Origin of the sequence: Plantactinospora sp. B24E8 (assembly GCF_039871735.1) — a bacterium.
Lineage (GTDB): Bacteria > Actinomycetota > Actinomycetes > Mycobacteriales > Micromonosporaceae > Plantactinospora.
In genome coordinates this window covers 1-20224 of sequence record NZ_JBDPMH010000053.1, presented here as the reverse complement: position 1 = coordinate 20224, position 20224 = coordinate 1, and the positions used below count along the sequence as shown (strand labels likewise).

Here is a 20224-nt window from a genome sequence, read left to right as displayed (position 1 = left end):
GATCCTCTCCGACCAAGTTGGTCTTGCCGGGAGTCCGGAATCCGGACGTTACCAGCGGATTTACCTGTGTCAAGATCTGCCGACCGCTGCCCGGACCCGCCACACCCGACGAACCCGCCCAAACCCACGATCCCACCGGGGTGGATCTTGGCGAGGGACGGTGACTTTGGCACCTGCGTCAACGTACGTTCTCTCAGACTGCAACTGCCGCGCTGGGGTCGGGTCCGGCTCACCAGACTCGTCCCTCCGCAGGCGCCCACCCAGGTCAATGCACAGTTGCACAAGTCCGGAGTGCCGATCGACCTCACCCAGCTCAAGCCGCAGCACCTCGATGACCTCATCGAGCACCTCGACGACGTCATCGTCGACGTCGACCAGGCCGACGCCAAGGTGCAGGTCTTCTGCGAGTGACACGACCGCGGCCGGCATCAAGGTCGCCCAGATCCGGCCAGGAAGGCGTCGAGCCGCACGCGAGATCGGGCCAACAGATCGCCGCGTGATCCGAGAAGAACATCGACCGCCACACGGACCTGTGTGGCGGTCGATGTTCGGACAATTCGAAGCGAGTAGCGACTCCTGGCCGAGGAACGCGAACACGGGACCGGTGCGGTGCCGTAGTCCGCGCCGGCCGTCGTCGATCGTCAGGACGGCACGGCGTGGTGGGCCAGGTGCGGGTCGGAGGCGGCAGGCGCCGGGTCAGCGCGGACCGCGTCCCACCACACCAGATTGGCGGCAACCTGCGCCACCGGCTCGATGATCTCCCAAGCCTCAGCAATCAGCCCGCCGTCGAGGCGACAGATGTCGACGACCGCGATTTCCGGTCCCGAATCAGGGAGCCACCGCCGCGAGTGCACCACGACGTGGTCACCGTCGGCCAGAATCTGGTGAACCTCGACCTGCATTCCGGCGAGCGGCACCAGCGCGGCGCCGACGGCGGCGAGCCACTCCGTCTTGGTCGATGTGATCGACCCGGGTCGGTGGTGGACGAAATCCTCGCTCAGGAACGGCGCGACCGCATCGACATTCCTCGTCTCGATCAGTCCCGCCAGCGCGCGTTGGACGATCGTCTTGTTCTCGGTGGTCATGGACGCAGTGTTTCCGTTCCGGCTGTTGTTGTCGATGAAGTCGCATTTCATGGCAATCGGCTGCGCGGTGCGTACGCTCCGTCTCATGTACACGGTCGGAGAACTGTTGCGACAGTGGCGACAGCGCCGAGGGATCAGCCAACTGGACCTGGCGATCGCGGCGGACGTCTCGGCCCGTCACGTCAGCCTGGTCGAAACCGGCAAGACCAGGCCGAGCGCCGACATGGTTCTCCGACTCGCAGACCAGCTCCACGTGCCGCTGCGCGACCGCAACCGACTCCTGCTCGCTGCGGGCTTCGCACCCCGGTACGCCGAGCGTCCGCTCGACGACCACGCACTGTCGGCCGCCCACGACGCGGTCCGGCGGGTGCTTCACGCCCACGAGCCGTACCCCGCGCTGGTCTTCGACCGCCGGTGGAACATCGTGATGACCAACCGCGCCGTCGACCCGTTCTTCGCACAGGTGCATCCCGACCTGTTGCGGCCACCGGTCAACCTCGTACGCCTGGGTCTGGACCCGCGCGGGTTTGCTCCCATGGTCGTCAACCTGGCCGACGTGCGCGCGGTGTTCCGTACCCGGATCAACCGCCAGCTCGCCACGGCACCCGACCCGGAACTCACCGCACTCTACGAAGAACTGCTGGCGCCCGAACCAGAGGACATGTCAGGCCAGCGGATCGACGGCGATGTGCTGATCTCGATGATCCTGCGTGTTGCTGGACGAGAACTGCGCCTCTTCTCGACCATCACCACGTTCGGCACGCCGACGGACATCACCCTGGACGAGGTCGCCATCGAGTCGTACTACCCGGCAGACGCGGAAACCGCCGCCTACTTCACCAACCCGGAGGCAGGGACAGATAAATCCACTCGCAGGTGATCGTCCTGGTCACTGCTTGCGAAACACGCCAAGTCCCGGTCGACGGAGTGACCACGTACGTCCTCGGTCAGACGCGTTCGCCTTCTGCTGTCCTGAAGGTGCGGAAACCTCGCCGGTGATAGTTGGGCAGGGCGTGGGGGTGGTCCAACGACGACGTGTGCAGCCAGATCCTCTCCACCGTGGGAGTCAGGTCCCAGGCCCGCTGGATCCCGAGAGTCAACGCGTACCCGCCCAGGCGCCGACCGACGAACTCCGGCACCAGCCCGAAGGTCTCGATCTCCACCTCGTCGCCAGGGTGGAGATCGTAGAGAACCAGGCCCGCGGGCTCACCGTCGAACGACAACAGCCAGAACATCCGGTGCGGGTATCCGGCGAACCAGGCGGTCCACTCCTCTCCCGTCCGGCTCGCGGACTTCCAGCCGTACGGCGCACCGATCCTGACCTGCAACTGGACGACCAACGGTGAGTCCCGGTCCAGGGGTTCCAGCGCCAGGCCAGGTACCGGGTCGGCCGGGGTGAACTGGTCGCGGGCGGTCATCTCCAGATACGTCACGATCTCCTTCACCCACCGGAGACTAGTGAGGGCCTGCCGGGTGAGCCCCGTGGAGACGACGGGAGAGCCCGCCCCTCTGGTGGACCGATGGCAGGGGTCAAGCAGTTCCAGGTCACGTTCGACTGCGCAGAACCTGAGCGCGTCGCCCGCTTCTGGTGTGAGGCGTTGGGGTACGTCGTACCGCCGCCACCGGAGGGTTTCGCCACCTGGGGCGATTACGACCGCACGTTGCCGCCCGAGCGTCAGGGTTCCGCGTTCGCCTGCGTCGACCCCACCGGTGTGGGCCCACGGCTGTACTTCCAGCGCGTGCCCGAAGGCAAGGTCGTCAAGAATCGGCTGCATCTTGACGTGCGGGTCGGCACCGGGCTCGTGGGTGAGGAGCGCCTGGCCGCACTTGAGGCCGCATGCGCACGACTGGTCCCGCTCGGCGCGGTACGCGGAAAACTACTGCTCGCCGACGAGGAGAACGAGTCGTGCCTGCTGATGCAGGACGTCGAGGGCAACGAGTTCTGCCTCGCCTAGGTATACCTAGGCGACCCACGCACTCTGCTAAAGCCCGCTGACCAGCGAAGATAGGTAGACGCTTCCGATGTGACAGCGCCCTTGTCAACCGATGATTGATCCATCAGCGGTGACAAGGAGACAAACCATGATGAACTACCCGGACACGATGCTGGTTCTGGCAAACGAGCGTCGCCGTTCGCTGATCGCCGAGGCCGACCGGGAGCGCCTGCTCACCAGCGCGCGCCGGGCCCGCCGCGCACGTAACACGCTGGCCGTCCGCGGGCAGCCCACCAGTACCCTGGCGTCGTGCGAACCATCCGCGGCGGTGCCAGCCCAGTGATGATCGGGCGGGAGAGCGAGCTGCGCCGGTTGGCGCAGCTCGCTTCGGCACGTGACCCGGCGGTCGCGATCATCGCGGGCGAGCCGGGCATCGGAAAGACCCGGCTGGTACACGAGCTCCTGACAACCGTGCCGGCGGAGACCGTGGTGCTGGTCGGTCAAGCGGAACCCAGCTCGCTGTCCCGGCCGTACGAGATGCTCCTGGACGCCATCGACGGCCGTCCGGAGGTCGACGAGGAGCAGTTTGCGGCGCTCGCGGACCCGCAGCGCAGCCCGGTCGAGCGCCTGCACACCGGCCTCGCCATCCTGGCGGACCTGATCGGCGACTCCCCTGCGGTCATCGTCTTCGAGGACCTGCACTGGGCCGACTCGGAGAGCGCGGCGCTGTTCGAGCGGATCGCCGACCAGCGCGGGCCACGGCTACTCATCGGAACGTACCGGCCGGGCGAGGTGACCCGCCGCCAACCGGTGGCCGGCCTGCTGGCCCGGATGGAACGCCGGCACACCGTCACCCACGTACGCCTGGATCGGCTCACCCCCTCGCAGACCGCGGCGTTGCTGGCGGCGGCCACCGGCGCTCCGGCGCCGCTGCGCGCCGTCACGGCGCTGCACCACCGCACCGGCGGCAACCCGTTCTTCCTGGAGGAGTTGCTCCGCGCGCTGCCCGGATACGACGTGGAGGCGCTGGTCGAGCAACCGCTGCCGTGGAGCCTCGCCGACGTGCTACGCCGCCAGGTCGACGACCTCGATCCGGTCAGCCACCGCATCGTCGAGGCGGCCACCGTGCTCGGCCACCGCATCCCGTTCGACCTGCTCGCCGAGGTAACCGCTGTGGGCGAGGACGAGCTCATCGCCGTGCTGCGGGACCTGGTCACCCGGGGCGTCCTCGTCGAGTCCGGCGATGACGAGTTCGCGTTCCGGCACGCGCTGGTGCGCGAGGCGATCGCCGACCAGATGCTCGGCCGGCAGCGCCGCCGGCTGCACGAGACGGCGCTCGACGTACTCCTGCGCGGCGGCGCCTCCGACCCCGCCATGGTGGCGCACCACGCCCGCGGCGCCGGCCGGTACGACGACATGATCGCCGCGGCCCGCCGCGGCACCGCGCTCTACCTCTCCATCGGCTCCGCCTACCAGGCCCTGCAACTGGCGGAGACGGGCCTCGACGAGGTGCCCGACGACACCGACCTGCTCGCCTCCGCAGCCCGGGCGGCGTGGCTGGCCGGACTGCTCGACGACGCGCTGCGGTACGGCCTGCGCTGGCGTGACCTCGCCGACAGCACGACCGACCGGGCCGAGTCGCTGTACCTCCTGGTCCGCATCGCGTGGGAGTCCCACGAGACCGACAGGATGCGCGCCCTGACGCACGACATCGGGACCCTGATCGCGCAGCTCCCGCCCGGCGCCGACCAGGCGCGGGCGATGACCGCGATCGCCCAGTCGGCGTACCTGCGCGACGATCTCAACGCCGCGCTGCTCTGGTCCGACCGCGCGCTGGCGCTGGCGGACGAATTCGACCTGCCGGCCATCCGCCTGGCCGCGCTGATCGAGAAGGGCTCGACGCTCACCGAGCGCCCGCAGACCGCCGCCGAGGGCTGCAAGATCCTGTCCGCTCTCGTTGACGAGGCCGAAGAGGCGGGCGAGTGGGTGCTGGCCGCCCGCGCCCTCAACACCCTGGTGCACGGTGCGCCACCGACGTCGCCGGCCGAGCACGCGGCGACACTGGAACGGATGCGGGTCGACGCTGAGCGAGCCGGCTTCGAGTCACTCGCGGTGGCCACGTACTTCAAGGGCCGAGCCCGGCTCGCGTTGCGGGCCGGCGACCTGTGCGCCGCGATCGCGGCGCTGGAGGAGGGGCGCGAACAGGACCGCAACTACCGGCGCCCGGGCCGCTGGGCCGACTCCCACGGGGTCTTCCTCGCCGGGCTCTACCTGGAGGCCGGCGAGCTGGACCAGGTCGCACAGCTCGTCACCGACCTGGCGGCGCTACCCCACAACCCGCCGGCCATGATTCCCGGACTCGCGTTCCACCTCGCCTGCCGTCGCGGCGACCTCCCGCGCGCCGAGGCGAGCCTGGAAGCACTCATCACGGCCCTGCCCGAGCAGACGTGGCGCAGCGGTGAACAGGCCCACGACCTGATCTCCGCCGCGCTGTATCTCGGCCTGCCGGCGCACCGGCTCGACCAGCTGGCCACCGCGCTCCTCGACCCCGACCTGTGGGACGCCTACCGGACACTCGTCGACGCCCAGCTCGCGGAGGCGCGCGGCCAGCACGCCGAGGCGCTGGCCGGCTACCTGTCCATCGCCGAGGCCCACGTCCTGGAGCCGGCGACCCGCGGCACCGTACGCGTCGGCGCCGCCCGTTGTCTGCTCTCCGACGACCGGCGCGAGGAGGCCACCGCGCAGGTGGAGGCGGCCGCCCCCCTGCTGGCCGCATGGCGTGGCTGGCGGGTGGTCCAGCTCGCCCAGGCCCGCGCTCAGCTGGGCATGGCGCCGGTCGACGCGGCACCCACCGTCACCGGTCCGACCGCCCTCACCCCCCGCGAGCGGGAAGTGGCGGTATTGATCAGCGACGGGTTGACCAACACCGAGCTGGCCCGGCGCCTCTACATCTCACCGAAGACCGCAGCCGTCCACGTCTCGAACATACTACGGAAGCTGGGCGTCTCGTCCCGGACCGAGGTGGGCGACCTCGTCGGGCGGCACTGACCACCCTCGCCGCCGCCGGGGACCGCGCCGGCCGGACGAGGAGCGGTTGTCTCCGCCTCCCACCGGCGCATGCCGTCAGCGGGGAGGCCTGGCAACATGACCGGGCCCTCACTGCCAGGCGCTCACCCCTACCTCGACCGGGGATGCCGCCTACCGCGTCTCGGCCGCCTCCGGTCCGTCGTCAACGGTGGTCGGCCGGTTCGCCAGGGCGTCGCCTCGCCGCGCACACCATTGCCGGCGGCCGGGTGGGGTTGATCATCGCGACCGGTCGGAACGACACCGTCCTGGTGCAGGTCGACTACGACGACCGTGTCGACTGGGTCGCCGTGCGGGTCCACCGGTCCTGAGGCGCGGACGAGTCATCCGGGCCAGCCGGCAGCGAGCAGAGCTCGGCGTACCTGCGCGATCACCTCGTCCGGGCGTTCCCTCACGAGCCAGGCTGGAAAGCGCAGGACCCTGTCGCCGCCGATCCACACCTCGTTCTGTCGCCGCATGTCGGCCCACTGCTGGCGTACGTCGAGATGCTGGCCGCCGTCGATTTCGACATGCACTCCGAACTGCTCGTAGTAGACGTCGAGGTAACGGAGTCGCCCGGAGGCGTCCCGCCGTCGGTGCTGCCGGCTCGGCTCGGGCAGTCCCGCCCGCCGGGCGGCCCGGAGGTAGCGAAGCTCCGACAGCGACTCCGAACCACCCCGGGCGTCGTTGGCGGTGGCCAGGATGAGCGCCCGACGCCGCAGGCTGGGCATCTTGTACGCCACCCGATGCACGTCGTCGACGCCGACCAACCGCTGCTGGAAACCGGCGGCGATGATCGCCCGAGCGGTGTCGTCACTGCCGGCCCAGGCAGCGGCGTCGACCAGCGACCGCGCGTTGGTGGTGTACGGCGGCAGCCCGTTCCGGTTGACGTCGTCGTTGGAAAGGGTGGTGGTGCGGTGCACGACCACCCAAGGTGGTGGGGTTGCGCTGGACAGCCCGACGGGCCGGAGCAGGTGGACACCTTCGCTGCGGAACCCCGTCAACCCGCATCTGATCGCCGCCGTCATCCCGGCGAGAAACGACTGCGGACCGCCGGCGAGGACAGCGATCCACAGTTTTTGTTCACCAGTGACCGGCCCGTTGTGGGCGACGTACACGCTCCGATGCACCTTCTGCCAGCGCCCCGTACGTACCCGGTGCCGCAGCGCCGACTCGCCCACGAGTCGACACGCCTGATTGCGGGTGAGTACGCCCTCCTGCCGGAAGAGCAGCCAGGTCAGTTCGTCGGCGTTGTCGGCCGGGGGAGGCCGTTCCGCTCGGCGACGCGGTACGGAGAAGGACACAGCCGTCGATCTTGACCGAGCGTCGCCCCGACAACTGCCGCAAATGCGTCACATGCGGCTTCGCGACACCCGTCGCCCGACCAAGATCTCAGATCTTGAACAGAAACCGTCGCGCCAACGACGGTTTCTGTTCAAAGGTTCGGATCTTGCCCCGGCTTCCGCAGCCACGTTGCCGGATCCGTCACGAAGACACCCTTACCCTGCCGCCGATCGATGACGCCAAGCGCCTCGAGTCGAACGTTGACGAGGTTGATCGTGGACGCGCTGACGTGGTATCGCTGACACAGCTCGGCGATCGACGGAAGTCGGTCACCCGGCCGGTACGTCCCAGACTCGACGTCCGCCAGGATCGCGTCCGAGATCTGGAAGTAGCTGGCGAGAACAGGCATGGCTCGTAAAGTTAGCGGCCCGATCTGACAAGATCGTCAGAAGCAGCAGTCGCCCGGCAAGCACCGGCGGTGCTGTCCGAATGAAGATCACGCGTGACGAACGCCAGCAAGCAGGGCGGGTGCCCCTCGCCTTACTTGCCCGAGTGGTCTGCCACGTACGTGCCCCGACCTGGCTGACCGATGATCAGGTCCCGGTCATGCAGCAGCGAGAGCGCCCGGTAGACCGTCCCGGTGCTCGTGTCGTAGATGTCAGCCAACTCACTCGTTGACGGCAGCTTGGTCCCGGGCGCCATCTCCCCACTTCTGATCTTCTCGCTGATCTCGTTGACGATCCGTCGGAACGTCGGCTCCTGTGTGGGCATGGGGTGTCTCCAGTTGGTTCGGCACCCTGATCATGCCTGACCTACTGGAGTAACTGCAATAACTACAGCGGGAATCTCCTTCTATCCATAGACCTACTATAGTTGCTGTAGTAGGTTGCTCCTTGTCGCTCTCCAGTTGGTTCGGCAATCCGGCTGAAGGCGGCATGGTCGGGGCGGGGCGTACACCCGAAACGCACCGTCCCGGCCGCCCGTAGGCAGCTCTGTGGTCGTACTGCCGCCCGGCTGCGCTCGCAGGGCGGGTGGTCCGGCCGGTGTCCCCTACCACCGGCCGGACCACCTCTCCCACCTCGTCGGAAGGTGCTCACCCATGCGCAGACTGCTCAGACTCTTCCGGTCCAGCCCGCCACCACCGCCCCGCACGCTGCCGTCGAATGCACCCGCCAGCTACTACTGGTCGGCGAGCCGCCGACCGATCAGCGAATCGCAGGTACGTCACCGGCAGTTCAACCTCGCCCGGCGCGGACTCGACCCGACCGAGGTACGCGGCTTCCTGCACCAGGTCGCCAACGAGTTGCTGGCGCTGCGCGGCGAGTTGGCGCGTACCCAGGAGGAGAACGTCCGGATCAAGAACGCGCTGCGCGACTGGCAGTCCCGCTACCGATCGCAGGTGTCCGCGTGAGGCGGTACGTCATCCACCTCACCGTGAGCAGCCGAAACCTCGACTCGGCGCAGTTGCTGGCGCGCACCCTCACCCGGTCGCTGCACTTCCTGCCCGAGCTGTCGCCCGGCGAGACAACCGTTTCCACGGAGGACGAGCAGGCCACCCAGCACCAGGTCTTCTGCGACCGGCGGCTCGACGGCGGCCGGCGCTGCCCGTTGAAGGCCGGCCACCTCGGCGACTGCTTCCGGACCAGCCGACCCGGCGGCCCCGGACCCGACGACGACCTCCCTGACCACCGGGCGGGCGGCGATGACACCTGAGCCGAACATCGTCGCCAGGCCGTGCCGGGAGTGTCACGGGTACGGCCGGCGCCGGGCCCAGCTCGTCCTGACCGTCGGCAACTTCGACACCGGTGCGGTCGCCTCGGCGAGTGTCGTACCCGGATCGGTGCCGCCGGCGGTCACCCCGGACGGCACCGGCTGGCGGATCGCGCTCGGGCCGGTCCTGGCCGACCTGGCCGCCCGGGTCGACGCGGCACCGCCGACCCTGCGTGAGGTCTTCACCCCGGAACGGCCACCCGACCCGGACGGCGAACTCACCATCCCGCTGCCGTACGACTGGCGGCCGGACCTGCCCGTCGAGCACCGGCACCGGATCGAGGCGGCGGCACTGGTGAACCGGTCGTACGCGCCATGGCTGGTTGTCCTCGGGCACTACGCCGCCCTACCCGGCGACGTCCCGACGCTGGCCGGCCTCGTCCGGCTCGTCAACGGCCTCGGCCTGGCGGTCCAGGTCACCGTCGCCGACCACCGGCACAACGCGAATGATCCCCGGCTCGCACTCGGAACCCGCTGGCAGGTCGAGATCGTCGACCCCGAGGCGGCGCTCGGCCCCGCCGATCCACCGCCGTGGCGGACCCTGCCCGAGGCGATCGGCCACTGCCTGCGCGGTCTCGGGCCGGCGCTGCTGGCGACCGTACCCGTCGACCCGGACCGACCGATGCGGGTGCCTCAGCAGGCGGCCCCGCCCGCCGGAGCGCCCGACCCGGCCGACCACCTGTGGCGACTCGCCGCCCGACACCCCGGCGAACCGGTCATCGCACGGTTCGAACCCCGCCGCGACCGGCGGCCCCGACCCTGAATCGCCTATCCCGGCAGGCCCTGCCAGGAAAGTTTCGGCGTCCCGTGCAGCGTCGTCTGGTAGTCGACCGCCGACGTCTCCATCCCCCACTTCGGCATCCCGACCGGCAGATCCTGCCGGTCGACCAGCACCTCGACGACCGTCGGCCGCTCAGGCGTCCCGCGCAGTCGATCGAGTACGCCGGCCAACTCGCCCTCCGTACTGACCAGGTGCGAGTCGATCGCCACCTCCCGGTGGAACATCGCCGGCAACTCGGCGTACCGCCAGTTGTCGATGTCGTTGTACGGCTGGTGCGGCCCGTCGACCGACCGCTCGACCGTGTAACCGGCGTTGTTGATGACGAAGATGACCGGACACTGGCCGAGGGCCATCATCCGGCTGATCTCCTGCACGGTCAGTTGCAGCGACCCGTCCCCGGTGACCAGGACGACCCGCCGGTCCGGGGCCGCCATCGCCGCCCCGAACGCGGCCGGGGTGGCGTACCCGATCGCCCCCCACAACGGTGCCTGTACGCAGACCGCGTTGCGGGGCAGTCGGATCGAGGCGATGCCGAAGGTCGGCGTACCCGTCTCCGGGAGGACGATGTCGCCCTCCCGCAGGATCGTCGCCAGCGCCGGCCAGAGTCGGGCCTGGGTGATCGGCCGGTTGCTGGCCGCGTCGAGTCGGGCGTCCGGGCCGCGTGCCGGGTCGGCGACGGTCGGCCAGTCGACCGAGCGGGTCGGCGCGATGGTGTGCAGCCGGGCCAGCGCGGCGTCCGGGGCGACCGGCTCAAAAAGCTGCCCACCCACCGAACAGCTGTGCCGCCCGATCGTGATGATTTTCGCCGGGTCGAGGTCGGCGGTGAACAGCCCGTCCCAGTCGAAGAACTTCGTCCCGACACAGACCAGTACGTCCGCGCCCTCGATCACCTGTCGGATCGGCTCCACTGTGTCGCCGCCGTTGTAGATGCCGACGTAGTTCGGTCCGGTCTCGTCGAGCAGACCCCGGCCGAGGCTCTGGGTGGCGGCCGGCCAGTGTCGTTCGGTGAGGAAGCTGGCGATCTCGGCGCCGAGGCCGTACCGCAGCGGCAGGTTCCCGACCAGCAGGGCCGGGCAGACCGCCCCGGCCAACAGCCGCTGCGCGGCGTTCTCGAAGGCGTCGAGCTGGTCTGGCGTACCCGTCGATGCCGGCGGGGCGACCCGCCCGGCCGGCATCGCCACCGGCTGGTGGGCGACGTCGCCCGGCAGCCGGAGATAGACGGGCCGCCGCTGTGTCCAGCACTCGCCCAGCACCCGGTCGATCTCGGCGGCGGCGTTGTCCGGGGTCAGCGTCGCCTGGGCGACGGTCACCTCCCGGGCGACCCGCACCCACCGGTCGAAGTCGCCGTCGCCGAGCGAGTGGTGCATCGCCGCCCGGCGCGCCATGATCTCCGTCGTCGGCCCGCCGACGATCGAGACGATCGGCACCGACTCCGCCATCGCCCCCGCCAGCCCGTTCACCACCGACAGCTCACCGGGCCCGAACGTGGTCACCATCGCGGCGATCCCGGCCAGCCGGGCGTAGCCGTCCGCCGTGTACGCGGCGTTGACCTCGTTGCAGCTGCCGACCCAGTCGATCCCGTCGTACGCCTCGATCTGGTCGAGGAACTCCATGGTGTAGTCGCCGGGCAGCCCGAAGACGTGCCGTACGCCGAGATCGGCCAGTCTGCTGAGCAGCAGTTCACCCACGGTTGTGGTCGCTGGAGAACTTTTCGACATGACCGCCCCCGTCACCGTTTCACACCGGTTCCCGTCTGCGCTTCCCTCGTGCTGCGAACGGTCGGTGATTCCCGGCTGGGCCGTCGGCACACCTGCCCGACGGCTGCGAACGGTCACCTGGCGGGGTCCATACCACTCCTTCCGGGGGAGCGGTAGTGGCGGAGGGTCACCGGCCCTCCGTTCGGGGCGGTCCAGTCCGCCGTGCTCGTGCCGGTGTGCCGCCAACCGGCCCGCTCGTAGACGGCAACCGCGGAAGAGTTCTCCTCGTCGACAACCTCGAGCGTCAGGTCGTACCCCTGGACGGTGGCCCACTCCTCGGCCTGTCGCAGCAGACGGCTCGCCAACGACTGCCGCCGGGCGGCCGGGACGACAAAGAGCCGGCTGACCTCGGCGGTCGGCCGGGCGGACGGATCGCGGTCGTGGCCTGGACCGGTGGGCGCCTGCACGGCCAGATGGCCAACCACGCCGGAACCGACCGCCTCGGCCACCCAGGCGTGCAGCGTCCCGGGGGGAGACAGCCATTCGCGCGGGTCGGCGGGCCAGTTCAGCGGATACCGGTCGGCGAGGTGTACGGCGGCGAGCGCTTCGACACACCGGTCGAGATCGGCACTCCGCCGATCCCGGATGGTCACGTCAGTCATCCGTCCCATGATCCACGTTGCCGCCGGACCTGCCCCCGGAATCCCGCACCGTGTTCAGGACCGGCGGGCGACCCGCTTGACCGCCGCCTGGACCGCGCGCCTCGGCACCGGGCCGAGGTTGTCGACCACGTCGACCAGGACGGCGAGCTGTTCGAGGGCGGCGAACGCCTGGCCTGCGCCGTCGGCGTCGACGCCCTCGTAGAGTTCGAGCCCGACGAAGGCGGCGGAGAGCGCCCGGGCCAGCCCGCCGACGTCGGCGATCTCGGCGAACGGCGAACCGGCGAGCACCCGCCGCAGCACCGACTCGATCTCGTCGGTCCAGAGTTGGAGCGCGGCGGCGGTCGGCGCGGCGAGCCGCTCGTCCCGCTGCGCGCCGGCGAGGAGCTGGGCCAGGACCGAGACGTGCCCGAGGCCCTTCTCCTCATCGTGCAGGTCCCGGCCGACGTCGAGCAGTTCCCGCAGTGTCGCCACCTCGGCGAACCGGTCGGCGTAGTGCCGTACCCGGGCGGCGGTGCTGGTCGTGCAGGCGGCGGCGAGCAGGTCGTCGACGGTGCCGAAGTGGTAGAAGACGAGTGCCTGGTTGACGCCGGCGGCGGCGGCGATGGTCCGGGCGGAGACGCCGGCGATGCCGTGTTCACTGATCGCGGCGAGCGCCCCGTCGAGCAGTCGCTGTTTGGTGTCGGACATCCCTCTCCTCGCCGGCCGGCCGTTCCGCGCACGACGCCTCGCCCGCCGGTTGTCGTGCCGGGACGGTATCGCCGGGCGGGCGGGCCGGGTGCGGCGGTGCGATCATCGCATCGGTGACCAGCTGGGCCAGCCAGGCCACTCCCGGCAGTCGCAGCGACCAGCCCAGGTACGCCCACCCCAGGGTGACATGGTCGAGTGCGTGGGCGACGGCGGCCACCCCCCGTTCCGAGTGACCGTCGCCGCCCACGTACCGGGCCCGCCAGAGCACCTCGGGGTGTTCGGCGGCGGGTCTGATCACCAGCCGGTACGGCCGCCGGCGGCGGAGAAAGCCGGCGACCGCCCGGCACGTCCCGCAGCCCGCGTCGAGCCAGAGCACCGCCGCCGAGGCCGGGGAGTTCGACGGGTACGGCCGCCAGCGCGGCCACCAGTCGCGGACCTGACCCCGGTACGTCCGCCAGGCCGGGCCGTACCGCTGGTCGAGGTACCGCCGCTCGTGTGGACCGGCCACCGCGATCCCGAACGCGACGGTGGCCAGTGCCGTCACGGCGAGCCAGCCGCTGCCGGTGGCCGCCGCGATCAGCAGCAGCAGGCCGATGGTGCTGACCTGCATCGGGTTCGCCAGATAGGCGTACGGGCCGGTGGTGACCAGCCGTCGCGGCGGATCCCACGGGTACGGCGTACCGGCGCCGCGTACCGCGAACTCCCGGACCGCCGCCAGCGCCGGTACGGCGACCAGCAGGCCGAGTTGGGCGAGGAGAAAGAGCCGCTCCGGCGGCAGACCGGTGAGCCGTGCCCAGGAGCCGTTGCCGTACTCGAAGACGGCGGTCGGCACCAGCCACAGGGTCAGCGCGGCGAAGACGAGCAGTTGCAGCAGGACCCGGGCGGTGAGGTGTCGGCGGTCGGCGCTCCACCGGCCGAGCAGTTGGGCGGGCAGCGCCACCAGCAGCAGGCCGACCGCTTCGCCGACCAGCCAGTCCGGGGCGAGCCGGAGCAGTGGCGCCAGCTCCGGCATCGCCACCGCGTCGAGCCAGAGCAGCAGGCCGAGGGCGGCCGGCACCGGCACCACCCGACGCAGCAGCACCGGCACGGGTCCCCACAGCACCGCCCAGCCGAGCCACAGGTCGACCGGCATGCCCCGGAAGGTGCCGTCGACCGGGGCGAAGGTGTACCAGCCGGTGAGCCGGGACAGCTCGTGCAGGACGGCGATCCCGACCGCCGCCGCGATGCCGGCGAGCAGGGCGGCCAGCCGGACGTCCCGCCGCCGGTCCGGCGCGGCGTGACCGTGCTGGCCCGGCGCGGCGTGACCGTGCTGGCCGAAGCGAGCCGCGGCGAGCAGCAGTGCCAGCGGGGCCAGCAGGCAGAGGTAGCGGATGGTGGTCACGCCAGGGCCAGCATGTCGAGCAGGTGGCCGGCGCCCTCGTGCATCAGGGCGTCCTGCACGGGGCCGAAGTACCAGGAGGGGTCGAGGCCGCGCTGGTAGGCGGCGGTGACCCGGACCTCGGTCTGTCCAGTGCCGACAGGGCGCCAGCTCAACTCGGCGTGCTGCCAGGTCACCCAGCGGTGGGTGATCGAGGTGTCCTCGACGAACCGGAAGCCGATCCGGCCCGACTCGGCCCGGTCGACCTCGGCGACCAGGTGCCCGCCGGGCCCGTGTGAACTGCCGTGGTAGGCGAAGACCCACCGGTCGCCGACGGCCAGCCCGTCGCCGGTGACCTGCCTCGGCAGCGGTACGCCGAGCAGGCGCAGTGGGATGGACCGTACCGGGACGGGTCGCGGGCCAGCGGCGATCCGGGCGGCGAGCTGGTCGGCAGGGAGCGCGATCTGGCGGACGACCTGCACCGACTGCTCGGGGTCGAGGCGCAGGCCGTCGGTGGTCCCCTCGACTCCGCCGGCGAGCAGCAGCGGCAGCACCGCGACCGCGTAGTAGGGCCGGTTGACCTCCCGCCACCAGTGGATCAGCCCGGTGGTGGCGTGGACGACCCCGTACACCAGTGGCGCGGCGAGAATCACGCAGACCGCGCCCTCCTGCAGCGCCACCGAGGCGAGCAGCAGGCAGACGGTGGTGAACAGGAAGGCCCGGCCGTGGGCGGTACGGGCCGGCGTCATCGCCAGGGCCGCCGCCAGCAGCACCGGCAGTCCGACAAACAGCAGGGCGCTGTCGGAGCGTCCGGAACGGACGGCGAGGGTGAAGACGACAACACCGAAGAGTCCGATGAGTGCGCTGACGATCCAGTTGGCGATTCGTGGCCGTGGTGGCTCCTCCGGTTCCGACATCTGGCTGCTCCCTCCGCTGTGGCTCCGCCGGTTGCGATTTGAGCGATCGCTCAAGAGTCAGCATAGGAGAGTTTGAGCGGACGCTCAAACGCCTTCGACCCGTCCTGCCGGTGCACCGACACCCGCAGCGGGTCCCGGCCACCGACCGGCACCCGGTTGCCCAGGTCGACCGGGGCAGACTGAACCCGGCTCGCGCCTTCGTCAGCGAAACCTGGTGGTAGAACGTGACCAGCCACTTCCCCGGCGGGTAGCGCCTGGCCGGACGGCATCCTTCCTGACACACGAAAGGCCCCGCCCGGTCGTGGGTACGACCGGGCGGGGCCTGCGGTGACGACGGAAAGGGGTCAGCCGACGGTGACGGTCACCTCGTTGACGCCCCGGTCGGCGGTGACCGACGTGTCACCGTTGCCGTGCCGGGAGAGCGCCCGCAGCGTCCAGCTGCCGGGTGCGGCGAAGAACCGGAACTGGCCGGCCGGCGACGTGACCACCTCGGCGGTGAACTCGCCGGTCGAGTCGAGCAGCCGGACGTACGCCCCGGGGACGGCCTCGCCGGACTCGGCGTTGACCACCCCGGTGATCACGGTTTCCTTCTCCAGGTCCAGGCTGGCCGGAAGCGGGGCCGCCTGGTCGGGCGCCGCGCAGCCGGCGGCGATGGGTGTGGTCATGACGCTCACGCCTCCCCCGGCTCGTCGCCGAGCGCCACCGGGACGCCGACCAGCGAGCCGTACTCGGTCCAGGAACCGTCGTAGTTCTTGACGTTCTGGTGGCCGAGCAGCTCCTTGAGCACGAACCAGGTGTGCGAGGAACGCTCGCCGATCCGGCAGTAGGCGATGGTGTCCTTGCTGCCGTCCAGCCCGGCCTCGCCGTAGATCTTCGCCAGCTCGTCGTCGGACTTGAAGGTGCCGTCCTCGTTCGCCGCCTTCGACCACGGCACGCTGATCGCGGTCGGGATGTGCCCGGCCCGCTGCGCCTGCTCCTGCGGCAGGTGCGCCGGGGCGAGCAGCCGGCCCGCGTACTCGTCGGGGGAACGCACGTCGACCAGGTTCTTGCTGCCGATCGCGGCGACCGCCTCGTCGCGGAAGGCGCGGATGGAGAGATCCGGCTCCTGCGCGACGTACTGCGTGGCGGGGCGGGTCACCGCGTCGGTGACGAGCGGACGGGCGTCCAGCTCCCACTTCTTGCGGCCACCGTCGAGCAGCCGGACGTCGCCGTGCCCGTAGAGCTTGAAGTACCAGTACGCGTACGCCGCGAACCAGTTGTTGTTGCCGCCGTACAGGATGACGGTGTCGTCGTTGCTGATGCCCCGTCCGGAGAGCAGCGCCTCGAACTGGGACTTGTTGACGAAGTCCCGACGCACCGGATCCTGCAGGTCGGTCTTCCAGTCAAGCTTGATCGCTCCGGCGATGTGGCCACCGTCGTACGCGGTGGTGTCCTCGTCGACCTCGACGAACACCACGCCGGGGGTGTCGAGGTTCTTCTCGGCCCAGTCGGCCGAGACGAGTGCGGTGTCGCGACTCATCAGATCACTCCTTGGTGAGGATGGTGTTGGTGAGCCTGCGCGTGCGGGTCGATCGATGCCTGTTCGTCGCATGCCACGCGCGGGACCCATAGTCAGGTGTGGATCACGGGTACGTGCGACGGCGCCGCTGCCGGGCGTGGGAAGAACTCAGAGGGTACGCAGAGAGAGCAGCCCCGCCGTCAGATGACGGGGCGACACAGGCAGGTGGCCACGCGGCACAGGTCGACCGCGCGCCGTTTGGTGAGGAGCGTCCCCATGGTGTCGCAGCTTACCAGTGCGATGGTCCGGTTACTAAGGGCCGACCACGATCCGGGATCGACGGGTCGGCCCGCGACGGCGTCCCACGGCGGGCTCAGCGTACGTCGTTGAGGGCGACGCCCCGGGCCGTACCGCTGATCGCCAGGCCGGTCGAACGGGGGTTGATCCCGGTCACCTCGACCGGGAACGGCAGCGAGGGCAGCGGTACCCGGACCGAGAGCTGCTCGGCGAACCCGTTGACGAAGGTCCGGACCAGCGGGGTGTTCGGCAGGTCCGGCGAGGTCAGCCCGGAGAAGCTGATCAGGATGTCGTCGCCCTCCGGGGTCAGCTTGGCGTTGCCGCGTACGGTGATCCGCCGGTTGAGCACCGGGACCTGTACCGGCGCGGTGACGACCAGTTGGCCGTCCTCCTCCTGCAGTTGCACACCCGGCTCGTCGATCAGGGCGACGACGCTGTCGTACGAGACGGTGAACGTGCCCCGGACGGTGTCGGCGGTGATGTCACCCTGGCCGGAGCGGAGCGTGTCCAGCGCGGCGTGGACGCCCTGGGCGTCCACCGTGGCCTCCGGCACCAGCACCGTGGTCGACTTCTCCGCCACCGGGGTCCGTACGTCGCGCAGTACGATCCGGACCGAGTCGTAGCGGCCGTCGACCACCTGGGTGAGGAACGGGAAGCCGCCCACCGTCACCTCGGGCCCGGCGGACGTGACGTCCCGTTGGGTCAGTTCCCGGTTGACCTGGTCGGCGACGAGGCGCTCGGCGACGCCGACCGCGACCCGGTCGGCGACCACCACCAACACACCCAGCACGAGAAGCAGAACGACCAGCACGACAAGTGCCCGCCGGCCCCGACGTCGACGCGGCCGTTCCTGGTACGTCTCGTCCTCCGCCGGATAGGTCTCCGCCACGCCGCCTCCCCTGACTCCCGGTCGTGGACCATATCTACCCGACCCGACGGATCGCCAACCGTGGGGCCGGTCCGCCACCCGTCCTAGAGGAAGAAGACGGTCATCGCGTACGCGGCCGGGGCGGCCAGGGCGAAGCCGCCGAGCGGGCCCTGCATGTGCCGGGCCACCCACATCGTCGGCGGCTCGCCGGCCATCTGCCGCCCGGCCTCGGCGTACCCGACTCCCAGGTCGGCCAGGACCGCGGCGGCCGCCGCGATCAGCCCCACCACGGCTCCGCTGGTCGGGGTGAAGCCGACGAGATAACTGCCGAGCACGGCCGCGGCGAGGGTGCCGGCCATCGCACCGGCCACCACGCCGGCCGCGCCCCGCGGCACCTGCGGGGCGAGCCGGGGCCACGGCAGCACCGCGTCGGTGAGGCGGGCGACCGCCAGTCCGACCGCGGTCGCGGTCAGACAGACGTAGATCGCCTGGGTGCCGACCGGAATCCGGCTGAGCACCACGAGGGTGGCGAACGAGACCACGCCGACGACGATGAACAGGGTCGCGCCGAGCGACTCGGTGACGCGTACCCGGTCCTCACGGCGGACGAGCTGGCCGAGCACCCCGACGGCGAAGCCGGCCGCGGCGACGTACCCGAGCGGGCCGATCGCGGCGACCTGCGGCAGGACGGCGGCGGCGTCGGCGGCGCCGGCCACCAGGACCGAGGCGCCGGCCACCACCGGCAGCGCCGGTGGCCGCATCGCCATCGTCCAGGAGAGCACGAAGAGCAGCTGCACCCCGAGGACCACCACCGCGAACGGGATCCGGGCCCCGGGCCCGGCGGTGTACGCGCCGAAGATCAGACCGAGGCCGAGCAGCCCGGCGAAGCCGGCGATCGCCACCGACAGCAGACGCCGTACCGGGACCGGCGGCATCTCCTCCTCGTCGTCCTCGGCGGCCGGGTCGGCGGCGACGTCGAAGCGCGTCGCGCCCTCCGGACGGTTCCCCGGGCCGCCGCGACCAGCCGGTTCGGGCCGATCCGGGGTCTCGGGCCGGCGAGGGCCGTCGAACTGACCCGGGCGGGCGTCGAACTGACCCGGGCGGGCGTCGGGCTGGCCTGGGCCGTCGAAGGGACGTGGACCGTCGTACGGGCCGCGGGCCGGGTCGGGACCGGCGGGGTGGCCGCGGGGGTCCGGTGCGCGGCGCGGTCCGCCCGGACCGGGGCGGCCGTCCGCCCACGAATCCCGACCTGTCTCCGGTGGCGTCGAGGGGTGCACGCCCCGATCGTGCCAGACGGCGCGGGCGACGCGCCGGTGCCGCCGCCCCCGATGTGGAAACTCGTGATCGTATGGCCGATCCCACAAGTGTTCAGACAAACGTGTGAGAGCGTCCGACGGAAGTTCCGATAAGCTCAGGGCTTACCTGCCCGTCAGTGAAGCCGGGACGACCCCCAGTCTTCAGCGGATCCCGGTCACCGCCGGCACACCGCTGGCCACACCGCGCGGCACCGGTCCGGTGCCGCCGGGACGGAGGTGATGTGTGGAGATCCTGCTGCTGGTGACCGCGCGCGCAGGCGAACCGTCCGTTGTACTGCCGGCGCTTGACCTGCTGCCCCACTCGGTGCGTACCGCCCCTCGCGACGTCCGCACCCTGGTCTCCGGGCCGAGCCCGGACGCCGTACTCGTCGACGCCCGCTCGGAACTGAGCGAGGCCCGGGCCACCTGTCGGATGCTGCACGCCACCGGGCTCGGCGTGCCGCTGGTCGCCGTGGTGACCGAGGCCGGGCTGATCGCCCTGAACGCGGACTGGGGTGTCGACGACGTGATCCTGGCCAGCGCCGGGCCGGCCGAGGTCGAGGCCCGGCTGCGGCTCGCGGTCGGCCGACTCAACAACGCGACCGCGGCGGCCGGTGGGCTGATCCGGGCCGGCGAGCTGACCATCGACCCGGACACCTACGCCGCGAAGCTCAAGGGCCGGCCGCTCGACCTGACGTACAAGGAGTTCGAGCTGCTCAAGTTCCTCGCCCAGCACCCGGGTCGGGTCTTCACCCGGGACCAACTGCTGCGTGAGGTCTGGGGCTACGACTACTTCGGCGGCACCCGTACGGTCGACGTGCACGTACGACGGTTGCGGGCCAAGCTCGGTTCGGAGTACGAGTCGATGATCGGCACGGTCCGACAGGTCGGCTACAAGTTCGTCACCCCGCCGTCCCGACCGCTGCCTGAGTCGGAGGGCCTGCCGCTGCCCGTCTGAGGCGCCACGGCGCTCTTCGGCGCCGGCGACGAGAATCCGCGAGAAGGCCACCCGGCGCGTGCCGGGTGGCC

At 70.8% G+C, this 20224-nt stretch carries 23 protein-coding genes and 1 pseudogene; 9 read left to right on the top strand and 15 right to left on the bottom strand.

Annotation, left to right across the window (positions count from 1 at the left end; translation table 11 throughout):
• Positions 1 to 147: 147 nt before the first annotated feature.
• On the top strand, positions 148 to 411 hold the full coding sequence (locus ABGB21_RS35650; protein WP_347681568.1) for a hypothetical protein: 264 nt from the start codon (positions 148 to 150) through the stop codon (positions 409 to 411).
• A gap of 230 nt (positions 412 to 641) precedes the next feature.
• Here ABGB21_RS35650 and ABGB21_RS35645 read toward each other — a convergent pair whose 3' ends face one another.
• Entirely contained in the window at positions 642 to 1085 is a 444-nt protein-coding gene (locus ABGB21_RS35645; RefSeq protein ID WP_347681566.1) for a nuclear transport factor 2 family protein, read from the bottom strand.
• An 85-nt stretch (positions 1086 to 1170) separates the two neighbouring features.
• Here ABGB21_RS35645 and ABGB21_RS35640 point away from each other — a divergent pair, with 85 nt between their 5' ends.
• Positions 1171 to 1965, top strand: coding sequence for a helix-turn-helix transcriptional regulator (locus ABGB21_RS35640; RefSeq protein ID WP_347681564.1), 795 nt, complete (start codon positions 1171 to 1173; stop codon positions 1963 to 1965).
• Positions 1966 to 2032: 67 nt separating this feature from the next.
• On the opposite strand, the gene ABGB21_RS35635 is transcribed toward ABGB21_RS35640, so the two are convergent.
• Positions 2033 to 2530 (bottom strand): GNAT family N-acetyltransferase, encoded by a 498-nt coding sequence (locus ABGB21_RS35635; RefSeq protein ID WP_347651913.1) that lies wholly within the window; start codon positions 2528 to 2530, stop codon positions 2033 to 2035.
• Between the two features lie 75 nt (positions 2531 to 2605).
• Between ABGB21_RS35635 and ABGB21_RS35630 the strand changes: the two genes are divergently transcribed.
• From ABGB21_RS35630 to ABGB21_RS35620, 3 genes are all read left to right on the top strand, one after another.
• Positions 2606 to 3040 carry a VOC family protein gene (locus tag ABGB21_RS35630; RefSeq protein WP_347651914.1) on the top strand — a complete coding sequence of 145 codons (435 nt, stop codon included), beginning with the start codon at positions 2606 to 2608 and terminating at the stop codon, positions 3038 to 3040.
• Between the two features lie 127 nt (positions 3041 to 3167).
• Entirely contained in the window at positions 3168 to 3362 is a 195-nt protein-coding gene (locus ABGB21_RS35625; RefSeq protein ID WP_347651915.1) for a hypothetical protein, read from the top strand.
• Positions 3329 to 6067 (top strand): AAA family ATPase, encoded by a 2739-nt coding sequence (locus ABGB21_RS35620; protein ID WP_347651916.1) that lies wholly within the window; start codon positions 3329 to 3331, stop codon positions 6065 to 6067. The genes ABGB21_RS35625 and ABGB21_RS35620 overlap by 34 nt, the downstream gene beginning before the upstream one ends.
• A 359-nt stretch (positions 6068 to 6426) precedes the next feature.
• Here ABGB21_RS35620 and ABGB21_RS35615 read toward each other — a convergent pair whose 3' ends face one another.
• From ABGB21_RS35615 to ABGB21_RS35605, 3 genes are all read right to left on the bottom strand, one after another.
• On the bottom strand, positions 6427 to 7386 hold the full coding sequence (locus tag ABGB21_RS35615) for a DUF559 domain-containing protein (RefSeq protein ID WP_347651917.1): 960 nt from the start codon (positions 7384 to 7386) through the stop codon (positions 6427 to 6429).
• 131 nt (positions 7387 to 7517) lie between these two features.
• On the bottom strand, positions 7518 to 7775 hold the full coding sequence (locus tag ABGB21_RS35610) for a winged helix-turn-helix domain-containing protein (RefSeq protein ID WP_347651918.1): 258 nt from the start codon (positions 7773 to 7775) through the stop codon (positions 7518 to 7520).
• Positions 7776 to 7906: 131 nt separating this feature from the next.
• The gene (locus ABGB21_RS35605; RefSeq protein ID WP_347651919.1) at positions 7907 to 8137 is read right to left on the bottom strand and encodes a winged helix-turn-helix domain-containing protein; all 231 of its coding nucleotides are present in this window, start codon (positions 8135 to 8137) and stop codon (positions 7907 to 7909) included.
• A gap of 328 nt (positions 8138 to 8465) precedes the next feature.
• On the opposite strand from ABGB21_RS35605, the gene ABGB21_RS35600 reads away from it, so the two are divergent.
• The 3 genes from ABGB21_RS35600 to ABGB21_RS35590 are packed head-to-tail and all read left to right on the top strand — an operon-like array spanning position 8466 to position 9899.
• Entirely contained in the window at positions 8466 to 8777 is a 312-nt protein-coding gene (locus ABGB21_RS35600) for a DivIVA domain-containing protein (protein ID WP_347651920.1), read from the top strand.
• The gene (locus tag ABGB21_RS35595) at positions 8774 to 9079 is read left to right on the top strand and encodes a hypothetical protein (protein ID WP_347651921.1); all 306 of its coding nucleotides are present in this window, start codon (positions 8774 to 8776) and stop codon (positions 9077 to 9079) included. Before ABGB21_RS35600 ends, ABGB21_RS35595 begins: the two co-directional genes overlap by 4 nt.
• Positions 9069 to 9899: a hypothetical protein gene (locus ABGB21_RS35590; RefSeq protein WP_347681562.1), complete on the top strand. Its 831-nt coding sequence runs from the start codon at positions 9069 to 9071 to the stop codon at positions 9897 to 9899. Before ABGB21_RS35595 ends, ABGB21_RS35590 begins: the two co-directional genes overlap by 11 nt.
• Before the next feature lie 5 nt (positions 9900 to 9904).
• Here the strand turns inward: ABGB21_RS35590 and ABGB21_RS35585 are convergent, their stop codons facing one another.
• The 10 genes and pseudogenes from ABGB21_RS35585 to ABGB21_RS35540 form a co-directional block, all read right to left on the bottom strand.
• Positions 9905 to 11635, bottom strand: coding sequence for a thiamine pyrophosphate-binding protein (locus ABGB21_RS35585; RefSeq protein ID WP_347681560.1), 1731 nt, complete (start codon positions 11633 to 11635; stop codon positions 9905 to 9907).
• A gap of 113 nt (positions 11636 to 11748) precedes the next feature.
• Entirely contained in the window at positions 11749 to 12276 is a 528-nt protein-coding gene (locus tag ABGB21_RS35580; RefSeq protein ID WP_347651924.1) for a GNAT family N-acetyltransferase, read from the bottom strand.
• Between the two features lie 54 nt (positions 12277 to 12330).
• Positions 12331 to 12963 carry a TetR/AcrR family transcriptional regulator gene (locus ABGB21_RS35575; RefSeq protein WP_347651925.1) on the bottom strand — a complete coding sequence of 211 codons (633 nt, stop codon included), beginning with the start codon at positions 12961 to 12963 and terminating at the stop codon, positions 12331 to 12333.
• Positions 12864 to 14344: pseudogene (locus ABGB21_RS35570) on the bottom strand (methyltransferase); the annotation flags it as partial. The gene ABGB21_RS35575 and the pseudogene ABGB21_RS35570, both read right to left, overlap by 100 nt.
• Positions 14341 to 15237 carry a hypothetical protein gene (locus tag ABGB21_RS35565; RefSeq protein WP_347681558.1) on the bottom strand — a complete coding sequence of 299 codons (897 nt, stop codon included), beginning with the start codon at positions 15235 to 15237 and terminating at the stop codon, positions 14341 to 14343. The pseudogene ABGB21_RS35570 and the gene ABGB21_RS35565, both read right to left, overlap by 4 nt.
• A gap of 344 nt (positions 15238 to 15581) precedes the next feature.
• A complete protein-coding gene (locus tag ABGB21_RS35560; RefSeq protein WP_347651927.1) occupies positions 15582 to 15911 on the bottom strand; it encodes a DUF1416 domain-containing protein in 330 nt (109 codons plus the stop codon).
• Positions 15908 to 16756: a sulfurtransferase gene (locus ABGB21_RS35555; RefSeq protein ID WP_347651928.1), complete on the bottom strand. Its 849-nt coding sequence runs from the start codon at positions 16754 to 16756 to the stop codon at positions 15908 to 15910. The genes ABGB21_RS35560 and ABGB21_RS35555 overlap by 4 nt, the downstream gene beginning before the upstream one ends.
• A gap of 179 nt (positions 16757 to 16935) precedes the next feature.
• Positions 16936 to 17013 (bottom strand): Ms5788A family Cys-rich leader peptide, encoded by a 78-nt coding sequence (locus ABGB21_RS35550; RefSeq protein WP_311202345.1) that lies wholly within the window; start codon positions 17011 to 17013, stop codon positions 16936 to 16938.
• A gap of 95 nt (positions 17014 to 17108) precedes the next feature.
• Positions 17109 to 17921: a DUF2993 domain-containing protein gene (locus ABGB21_RS35545; protein WP_347651929.1), complete on the bottom strand. Its 813-nt coding sequence runs from the start codon at positions 17919 to 17921 to the stop codon at positions 17109 to 17111.
• 83 nt (positions 17922 to 18004) lie between these two features.
• Positions 18005 to 19177: a hypothetical protein gene (locus ABGB21_RS35540; RefSeq protein ID WP_347651930.1), complete on the bottom strand. Its 1173-nt coding sequence runs from the start codon at positions 19175 to 19177 to the stop codon at positions 18005 to 18007.
• 262 nt (positions 19178 to 19439) lie between these two features.
• Here ABGB21_RS35540 and ABGB21_RS35535 point away from each other — a divergent pair, with 262 nt between their 5' ends.
• Positions 19440 to 20153: a response regulator transcription factor gene (locus ABGB21_RS35535; RefSeq protein ID WP_347651931.1), complete on the top strand. Its 714-nt coding sequence runs from the start codon at positions 19440 to 19442 to the stop codon at positions 20151 to 20153.
• The last annotated feature ends 71 nt before the right edge of the window (positions 20154 to 20224 follow it).

Bases quoted from the DNA above. Each gene is read 5' to 3' on its own strand.
- ABGB21_RS35610 (WP_347651918.1), bottom strand. From the start codon at position 7,775: ATGCCTGTTCTCGCCAGCTACTTCCAGATCTCGGACGCGATCCTGGCG.
- ABGB21_RS35630 (WP_347651914.1), top strand. From the start codon at position 2,606: ATGGCAGGGGTCAAGCAGTTCCAGGTCACGTTCGACTGCGCAGAACCT.
- ABGB21_RS35575 (WP_347651925.1), bottom strand. From the start codon at position 12,963: ATGTCCGACACCAAACAGCGACTGCTCGACGGGGCGCTCGCCGCGATC.
- ABGB21_RS35640 (WP_347681564.1), top strand. From the start codon at position 1,171: ATGTACACGGTCGGAGAACTGTTGCGACAGTGGCGACAGCGCCGAGGG.
- ABGB21_RS35585 (WP_347681560.1), bottom strand. From the start codon at position 11,635: ATGTCGAAAAGTTCTCCAGCGACCACAACCGTGGGTGAACTGCTGCTC.
- ABGB21_RS35600 (WP_347651920.1), top strand. From the start codon at position 8,466: ATGCGCAGACTGCTCAGACTCTTCCGGTCCAGCCCGCCACCACCGCCC.
- ABGB21_RS35590 (WP_347681562.1), top strand. From the start codon at position 9,069: ATGACACCTGAGCCGAACATCGTCGCCAGGCCGTGCCGGGAGTGTCAC.
- ABGB21_RS35645 (WP_347681566.1), bottom strand. From the start codon at position 1,085: ATGACCACCGAGAACAAGACGATCGTCCAACGCGCGCTGGCGGGACTG.
- ABGB21_RS35625 (WP_347651915.1), top strand. From the start codon at position 3,168: ATGATGAACTACCCGGACACGATGCTGGTTCTGGCAAACGAGCGTCGC.
- ABGB21_RS35565 (WP_347681558.1), bottom strand. From the start codon at position 15,237: ATGTCGGAACCGGAGGAGCCACCACGGCCACGAATCGCCAACTGGATC.
- ABGB21_RS35605 (WP_347651919.1), bottom strand. From the start codon at position 8,137: ATGCCCACACAGGAGCCGACGTTCCGACGGATCGTCAACGAGATCAGC.
- ABGB21_RS35550 (WP_311202345.1), bottom strand. From the start codon at position 17,013: ATGGGGACGCTCCTCACCAAACGGCGCGCGGTCGACCTGTGCCGCGTG.
- ABGB21_RS35555 (WP_347651928.1), bottom strand. From the start codon at position 16,756: ATGAGTCGCGACACCGCACTCGTCTCGGCCGACTGGGCCGAGAAGAAC.
- ABGB21_RS35580 (WP_347651924.1), bottom strand. From the start codon at position 12,276: ATGACTGACGTGACCATCCGGGATCGGCGGAGTGCCGATCTCGACCGG.